Raw genomic sequence first — 7,982 nt, 5'->3', positions numbered from 1 at the left:
CGGTTCGGGTAGCTCAAGCACACTTCTGAACCGGACATCTTCCTCAATCAGAGCGACGCTTTAGCTCCGCTGCTCACGCCGGTTGGGAAGTACCGGACCTGCGTGTCCTTCAGCGAGACTTCGCCAAATCCGTAGTTACGCTTGCCGCCGAACTGGAGGCCATCAAGCACGTCCTCGCCCAAGGGTAGGAGGTCGGGGTCATCGGCGTGCAGGTAGGCGGTGACGTACCACCGCGTCGTCTGCTGTTGCTTTCGGTGGTCGTCCGGCCGTCCCATGATGGTTTCGTGGGCAAGGGCGGGCATTCCGCTCTGGATACGGATGTCGTGGGCGTTGAGTGCGTCTCGTGGCCGTGAATCGAGCAGCCACGGATGGTCTGGGTGACGGAACAGGAATAGGTCGGTGTAGCTCTCGACGTCGGGGAGCGCCGACCCCATGTACGGGCGAATCCCGCTCTGCGAGTGCTCCTCGGGGAACGTCCCGAACTGCCCTGGAACGAACATCCCGTGACTCGCGTTAATGTGCTGGTGGACGTCGTGCTCCAGCTGCATCCCAAGCGCGTGATAGATCGCATTGCCCGAGACGTAGTACGGGTGCCCGAGGTAGTCCATGTTGAGTTCCCAGTGGACTTGCTGGATGCGGGTCATGGATTCACCTCGCCCTCGTAGTCTTCGATGTACTGGAGCGCCGTTGACCAACTCCAGATACGCCGGAGGTTCGCATCGAGTACCATGTCCTCCTTGTCGGAATCGACGTCGAGCGGGTGCGCGGTGAGGCGCTTCCAGGTGGACGCCCACGACCGCCACGGGCGACTTCCAAGGCGCGCCCACGGCTGGCCGTTGGCATTCGCGTCGATCCGGAGGGTGAAGCGGTCGCCCGCGTAGACCGTCCGGTGGGGTACGATCTCTCCGGGGCGGTCCACCACTAGGAGTAGGTTGGCGAACTCGTGACCTGCGCGGTAGTTGTCCAAGAGCGCCGCCACGAGCAGGGTATGGTCCTTCAGACTCGTGTACGGGTAGTAGACGCTCTCGTTGAACGCCGAGACGATGTCGCTCTCCAGCCACGCCCGATGAATGGTCTCGGGATCGTTCTCCGTCAGTAGCTGTCGCATGGCGCTTTCGATGTCTGCTCGCGTGAATTCCTCCGGATCGTAGCGACTCTTTCCTGACAGCAGAGAGAGCCGGTAATGGTTCTCGTGCGTATCGACGGTCTGCTCAGGCTGGCCGGTGGGCCGGCTGAGTGCCGACGCATCACCGTCCGCGCCGTGGGGAACCGTCTGGTTCACCGGGACGCCCGCGAAGGTGTCTGGCGCGTACTCGTGAGGTTCGCCGTTGAGCTTGTGGGCGTCGTGGCGGTACGCCGCGACCATCGGATCCACATCGTCGTCGCTCTGGAATTCGCTGAGGGCGGCGTTCTCGGTCATCTACCAGCCCTCCTCGATCCGTTCTTCGAGCGCCTCGACGAACGCGGGCCGGTACTCTTCGCCCCACTCGTCGTCTTTCTCTCCCATCTTATTCGTCGGATCTTTCCCGCGGTCGAACACGCGGCGGAGTTCTGTCTCGCTGTAGAGTGGGTTGATGAGCTCACAATCGACGATCCCACCGCCGAAGTTACGAGCCCCGCCCAGCTGGTGCATGAAGTCAGTCTTGTGCGTATCGAGGAAGTCGATCGCCTCGATCAGGAGGCCGACGAACTCTGGTTTCTGCTCGCGAAACGAGAGGTGCCACGACCCATCAAGATTGCCGACGGCGTCGAGTTCCGTATTCCGGAGCGGTTCACGGTTATCCTCTCGATTCCGTGAGACGACGTTGCGGTTCAACCGGCGGTAGTGACCTTCGGCTTGTCCACGCGTGTAGTCCACGCTATCCCGGACCGGCGAGAACTGGATCGGTCGGCGCATGATTTTCCCGCACTGGTTGTTGAATCCGCCGAACAGATCGAAGACAACACAGCCGTCGTCTTCGTTGGCGTCCTCGACGCATGCACCTTTTTCGTGATAGCCAGCGTTGAGATCGCGGTCGTAGACATCACCCTTTCGGAAGTTCGCGTTGGCCTCACCAGGATGGCAAACCGTCGTGTCGCGCTTCTGGACGACCTTCTCCATCCCGTGGCGGAGCCACCCGGAGAGTGAGAATGGCGGGATGATGCCACCGATCTTGTTTTGTGGCTCGTCCTCGTTGTAATTGCCGTTGCTGGAATGATGGCGGTTGGTCATGATAGAGTCGCCAACCACCAACAGATCGGCCTGGATGCGGACGTAGACGTCCCGGTCAATCTCATCAATCGTCGCCATCGGTTCCCTCCGACCGGCGCTCCTGTTCGATGGCTGCCTGGTACATCGCAGCGGCAACTTGTTTCGCTAGCTGCGGTGGGAACTCACAACCGGTACTCCCGAAGACCGCTTCCCCGCTGCCTTCGATAGCAATGTGGACACCACCAGTGTCGTAGAACACTTCGAGCGTGCGCTCGTCGAGATCCTCGTCTTCGAGCAGCCAGCCAGCGACCGTTCCATCGCCACTCGTCTGGACTGACTCAGGAGTGAACGACCCTGTGTAGAAGGTCTGACTTCCTATCGGCTCCCACTCGTCAGCGTTGTCGATATCGTAGTCTTCGGTGTCGAGTCGCGCTGCGGCGAGGTCTGCAACCGACTGTTGGGGTTGCATCAGCCCGCCACCTCCACTGCGCCGGCGACCATCTCAGGTAGGCCACTATCTGCAACGAGCAACTTCTTCCACTCACCACGCTCGGTTTCAGTGTAGTCCAGCCACTCTTCGAGGGTTTCGTAGGGGTCTTGTCAAGCTCGACTGTCTCCACAGCGTTGCCGTCACAGCTGACGATGACGACTGCCTGGTGGTAGATCGACCAGAAGTGGTCGGCACCAACACCGTCCGTTCCGAGGTAGCAAGCGTCGTGGTACTGTTCGCGTGCGATGCTTTCAAGTCTGTTGTCGTCGGATTTCTTCATGCTTCGGTTGCTCCCGAAGCGCGGTCGCCTGTGCCAGCAGGCGGCCACTTTCTGTGACCCATGAACCGCGCTTCTTACTAGATACATGTATCCCCACAACAATAAAGGTTAGGTTATAAGCTAATATGTGATTAGGGACCAACAGGTTTGGACATAACCCAATGTCCTTGTATCTGGTAGACAATGTTCAGTTCATGGGCGTGACGGCAATCATGACGGAGACAGATAGGAAGCGCATTAAAAGAGAATCAGATGAACCAGCTGAAAAGCGGTATCAGGCTACTTCACGCATACGCAAGCGGATTACGGCTTTAGAACAGGATGCTAACATTCTCAAAGAACACCATCCAGACCTCTATAGGGAGTTACAGAAAGCAATTTGTGATGAGTGAAACGAAGTACCCATAACCTGTTATGGTTAACCTAATAGATTATTTATATATGGTAAATAAATTATATTATTCCATCTCGTAACTCGCCAGAATTATTCAACAACCGCGTCGGAGAAGCAGATGGTGTCCCGTTAAGAACCTCATATGCTTCAGGAAATTCATCTTGAATCTCTTCGATTCGTGCTTGTAACTCTGTATAAATCACTCCCGGGTATTCTGATTGTTGGCCAAATCTCACAAACCGGAGTGTATATTTAACAAGGTGGACGCTACCTTTTTCAGCGTTCATTCTAGCGTCAAAGAATTCGAGTATGTCATGATATAAATTTTCGTACGATAGAAGCTTAATAGCCCAGGTTTCCAGTTGCTCATCACCTAAATTACTCCATAGACCACGACTTAATCCTCGGAGCAAAATGTGGAGAGACCTACCAAATTTCTCAGGCTGAAGTTCATTTCGCCCCTTACTTACAATATAATCCATCCATTCTTGACTATCACTATCACAAGAAGTTCGATCGATGGTTAACAAAATAGAAAATCCATACATGAGAGTATGAGTGGCCCCTGGTTGATCCTTAGCTAGTTCAAAGATGATGCTAACTTTACTACTGATTTGATCGTTGAATGGTAAATTCCCCATACAGCGAGACAATGCATCAGGATAAAAGTTATAAATAGCTACATCTGTTCGTGATGCGGGAGCGGAATCTGGATGGGGTTTCTTGCGAATATATACATCTGAAAGTCTATTTGCCCATGGTCGGAAGCTTTCCGAGTCTACCGTGTACAACATTTCATAAAATGCAATAGCACAAAAATTGTCTATCTGATCTGTATATTCATCTCCCTCAGGTACCATTCCGCTAAAGTAGGCGTCAACCCAATCATCAACTTCATCTGGCTCAGAGAATTGTGCAATGGCGGATAGAGATTGACCCAAGGCTTTAGCTCGAATCTCACTTTTCGGCTCCGAATTATACTCTGAAAACCTGACGAGATATTCCTCCCTCCACTGGTCAATTTCTGTATCCAGCCTTTTTTCTGCAATTCTAGCAAGAGTGAATATTAGCACTTCTTGATAAAATCGATCGGAGAAGTCATTTGTACCCATAACCTCTTTTGATTTCTCTAAGATGAATTCAAACCAGTCGCCAGGTCCTTCTTTCGTGCTTCGCTCAACAAAGGTGTCTGTGAATAACAACACATATTCCATTTCTTGACAAGTCAATCTCAGAACTAGTTTGTTCATCTCGGAAGTAGAGGATTCGATCAACTGGGCAAGACGCTCAAGTGCAAAATCAACCCACGTCTCCATTTTGCTGGGTCTATAATATTCAGATAGAACTCCGATTACGATTGAATAAAACTCCCTAATTAGAGACAGTTCATGGTCTGAAATTAGGCCCCTCTCACAATCAATCCTTGATGCTCTATTCTCCAGAAATCTCACCCATTGTTCCAATTTATTGGGTTCTTCGGGACCGAGTCGTCCAATAGCACCAGCAAAGACTCTGAGTACAAAGGTACCTCTTTTTTCAATCTTTATTTGACAATTCTGGGCTCGTTTTTCAATATCTTTGACCCAAGCGGTAACTTCCTGAGGCTGTTCGCCAGACATTGCAAACGGCCAAATGATTAATGAATAGAAATTCCAAAGCAACCGGTCATGTTGCCTGACCTCAACTTCTTTCGCAACCTCTTTAGCTTTTTCTTCAATAATATCAAGATATACAGACGCTTCATCTGGTTCAAAATCATCCACGATAAATGCTGACACTTGCGCAAAATATGGAATCAAATATCTGGACTCTTTATTTGAGGTATTGTCTGATATTCCAGCAATAGTTTGTTCCCCCATCTCTAATAATTGGCGGAATTCATTATTAGAATCATCAATCACAAAATTAGTTGCTAATTGCACGAATGCCCATTGTAACTTTGGGCCCGAAGACGAAATATTCTCATCAGAAACGTTATCATTTGCCCATTTGAGAGGTTCTATCGACTCTAAATTTTCCCGACGAAGTGTTATCCCAGAGCTAGCAAGTGCTAAAAGACAGTCAGGAAAGTACTTGCCATTTTGTGCTTTATCCAGTATCTCCAGAGCTGATTTTATGATTACATCAGCGACTTCCCCGCCCGTAGTTTCTCTCTGCAACGGCTCTTGCCATATTACTCCCAAATTTTCAGCGCATCCAATGAAACCTTGGGGATAAGATCCAGAGATACGGTCTAGGTAGTCATTTCGTTTAGACTGTAGGTGGAGATCTCCGGTTACACTTGACTCAAACCAAATATCCCAAAATAGGATCTGGGCATAGAGTGTTGGTTTTAATTCAATCTGGCTCCCTGACTGGTTCACGTAACCATTCATGGAGCCACGTATCAAATCGCGTGTAGCACCTTTTTGATCCATCCCTGAAATTTCTAGCAGTTCGTCAATATCACTAACTTGCCGTACAACTGCTAAGGATTTCATTATCTCTGAAGGAGAAACGCTATGCGATGTTTGAGACTCAAAATGTTCAATAACCTGTCTAAGTCTGCGTCTGATCACACCTCGTTTACCTATACCAGATATCTCGGGATCAGAAGAGCTGTGCCATAAAACCGAAGCCTCAAACGCAACCAATGGGTTCCCTCCAGACTCGTCAACAATTGTCTGAATTACGCTATCGTCTTCTATATCGAGTACCCTGATTAGCTGATCAACATTGCTTGAAGATAGAGTAACGATCTTATCAGGCTTTACTTTAGTTGCTAAGTGATCATTTCCAGTTTGTGAAGTTTGCTTCCAAGCCTTAGAGAATTCTGTGAACTGGGACTGGCCACACTCAATTACTAGTAAATCATATTCAGATTCGATTTCTTGAGCAAACAATTCACGGAATTCCCCAGTAGCATGATTCTCCCACCCGTTAAACTGATAGAAGAGTGCTACATTTTCCGAATCAGAGGATAGGGACTCGGCACGAGGTTTTATAAAATTCTTTGCCTGTAAGTTACAAGCCCCTGTTGTATATCCTCGATTTTCTAGCTCTACACCCATTTCATAGAGGAACCGTGTTTTTCCAACCCCCATTGGGCCGGTGACGACAACAACATCAAGCTCTGGACACTTATTTAAGACTTGTTCCAGCTCATCCGAATGCAAAAAGAGATCGTCTAAGGCATCCAGCTTGTTTGTTGACTTTTCACTTTCCCATCCAAGCTCTTCCTGAAATACGTCCTTCTTTCTCTGCTTTTCATTAGATATTAGATCATAAGTATCACCAATAGCACGTTCAAATTGGTCAGAGATAAAACGAGAAATTGGTCGTAGTCCAGAATTCATAGACTCGTTAGCCTCTCTAAATTTCTTAAACTGGTCTTCAAAATCTTTTAACTCAGATCTAATCTCTTGGATATAGATTTCATGGTCTTCTATGGTCGACTCAAGGCTGTCAATAAATATTGGATCCGCAATCTGAGAGAGTGATTCTAGTTGCCGAGGTGGGATATCTGCATTTTCTTCAATTTTGGCCTGAGTATGAGGAAGTACATTTCTACTTAGCAAATCCCCAAATTCGTCCTGAATATTTTCTTGAGTGTCGTCAGTCAGTAAACTACGTAGAACAATTGGTATAGCCAGATATGTTGCTCCGATATTTATTGCTCCCACAGCTAAACCAGCATCTAGTAAATTAGCTTTTTCAAGCACTTCTCGAGCGGTATTTTCTGGAATCTTTTTCTTAATAGCATTTGTAAGTCCCGAAAAGCTAGTGTAACTTATCTTTTCTTTTGCTGTATCAGATAAATCGCTCCAGAATACTGCAGAATCACCTTCTAACTTTGCGAATTCCATCAGTAAATAAGGAAGATAGGTCTGGTACTTAGGAAGGTCGAGAGTGGAGAAGTTGTACGTATAGTGTAGCCTATCTAAGTTATCTTTAATATATTTCTCGTCTACTGCATTGTCTATTTTATTACACTCCACAAGTGTATCCGCCTCATAATATTCAATAAAACATATTTTATAATCATCAAACAGTTCCTCTGATAAGCTTGTATTTGTCAGGAGATATTCTATATCGTATGGGCGGGTCGAAAAACAGACCCCCTCTTCTTTATTAATTATTTGACGAAACTGAGCACAAGCTTCTGCATTGGATGATGATTGGTATTCCCTGTACACATTATAAAAATCATCAACGACAATCTTCGACTCCGAAATGTCATCTAACACCTCGTCAAGCCGGGAGATAACTTTAGTATCATCTAACTTTGACCAATGGTGGGTTTTTCCTACTTTTGGTCCACCAATTGCCAAAAGATTTTGAGACTGTAGTTCACCCACGATATCTGGTATTTCTGGTGGAGTTAGTCTCAATTCCATTTTTATATAATATATTTATTCCCGGGCATAGTATGCCAGCGATGTTTGAATTATTATATTACTACAATATGTAAATGGTGGTGTTGATTTTGCCCAGTTTCATGTTCCCTATTATCCTGACTATGTTCTCTAAGTCCGAAAATCGATTCTGAAATCGTATGTGTTTACCCCGAGGACGCAACAGCGGGCACAGCCTGAGCTCGTGAAATCATCTTGTTGTTTCGAGCGATTCGCTTGAACTCTTCGTAGGG

At 48.0% G+C, this 7,982-nt stretch carries 5 protein-coding genes and 1 pseudogene; 1 reads left to right on the top strand and 5 read right to left on the bottom strand.

Features of this window, described 5'->3' with window-relative positions; translation table 11 throughout:
* Positions 1 to 95 precede the first annotated feature (95 nt).
* The 4 genes and pseudogenes from BLR34_RS16110 to BLR34_RS16095 form a co-directional block, all read right to left on the bottom strand.
* A pseudogene (locus tag BLR34_RS16110) lies at positions 96 to 644 on the bottom strand (hypothetical protein); the annotation flags it as partial.
* Positions 641 to 1,420, bottom strand: a complete 780-nt coding sequence (locus BLR34_RS16105) for a DUF8168 family protein (RefSeq protein WP_092704881.1) — start codon at positions 1,418 to 1,420, stop codon at positions 641 to 643. The gene BLR34_RS16105 and the pseudogene BLR34_RS16110, both read right to left, overlap by 4 nt.
* A complete protein-coding gene (locus BLR34_RS16100) occupies positions 1,421 to 2,290 on the bottom strand; it encodes a hypothetical protein (protein WP_092704879.1) in 870 nt (289 codons plus the stop codon).
* Entirely contained in the window at positions 2,277 to 2,660 is a 384-nt protein-coding gene (locus BLR34_RS16095; RefSeq protein WP_092704876.1) for a hypothetical protein, read from the bottom strand. The genes BLR34_RS16100 and BLR34_RS16095 overlap by 14 nt, the downstream gene beginning before the upstream one ends.
* 513 nt (positions 2,661 to 3,173) lie before the next feature.
* On the opposite strand from BLR34_RS16095, the gene BLR34_RS16090 reads away from it, so the two are divergent.
* Positions 3,174 to 3,353: a hypothetical protein gene (locus BLR34_RS16090; protein WP_218120924.1), complete on the top strand. Its 180-nt coding sequence runs from the start codon at positions 3,174 to 3,176 to the stop codon at positions 3,351 to 3,353.
* A 61-nt stretch (positions 3,354 to 3,414) separates the two neighbouring features.
* On the opposite strand, the gene BLR34_RS16730 is transcribed toward BLR34_RS16090, so the two are convergent.
* Positions 3,415 to 7,692, bottom strand: a complete 4,278-nt coding sequence (locus tag BLR34_RS16730; RefSeq protein WP_143414203.1) for a hypothetical protein — start codon at positions 7,690 to 7,692, stop codon at positions 3,415 to 3,417.
* Positions 7,693 to 7,982: the final 290 nt, after the last annotated feature.

Origin of the sequence: Halovenus aranensis (genome assembly GCF_900100385.1) — an archaeon.
Lineage (GTDB): Archaea > Halobacteriota > Halobacteria > Halobacteriales > Haloarculaceae > Halovenus > Halovenus aranensis.
Note: the sequence above shows the minus strand (reverse complement) of the source record. Positions and strands in the feature narration are given on the sequence as shown.

Bases quoted from the DNA above. Each gene is read 5' to 3' on its own strand.
- BLR34_RS16095 (WP_092704876.1), bottom strand. From the start codon at position 2,660: ATGCAACCCCAACAGTCGGTTGCAGACCTCGCCGCAGCGCGACTCGAC.
- BLR34_RS16090 (WP_218120924.1), top strand. From the start codon at position 3,174: ATGACGGAGACAGATAGGAAGCGCATTAAAAGAGAATCAGATGAACCA.
- BLR34_RS16105 (WP_092704881.1), bottom strand. From the start codon at position 1,420: ATGACCGAGAACGCCGCCCTCAGCGAATTCCAGAGCGACGACGATGTG.
- BLR34_RS16100 (WP_092704879.1), bottom strand. From the start codon at position 2,290: ATGGCGACGATTGATGAGATTGACCGGGACGTCTACGTCCGCATCCAG.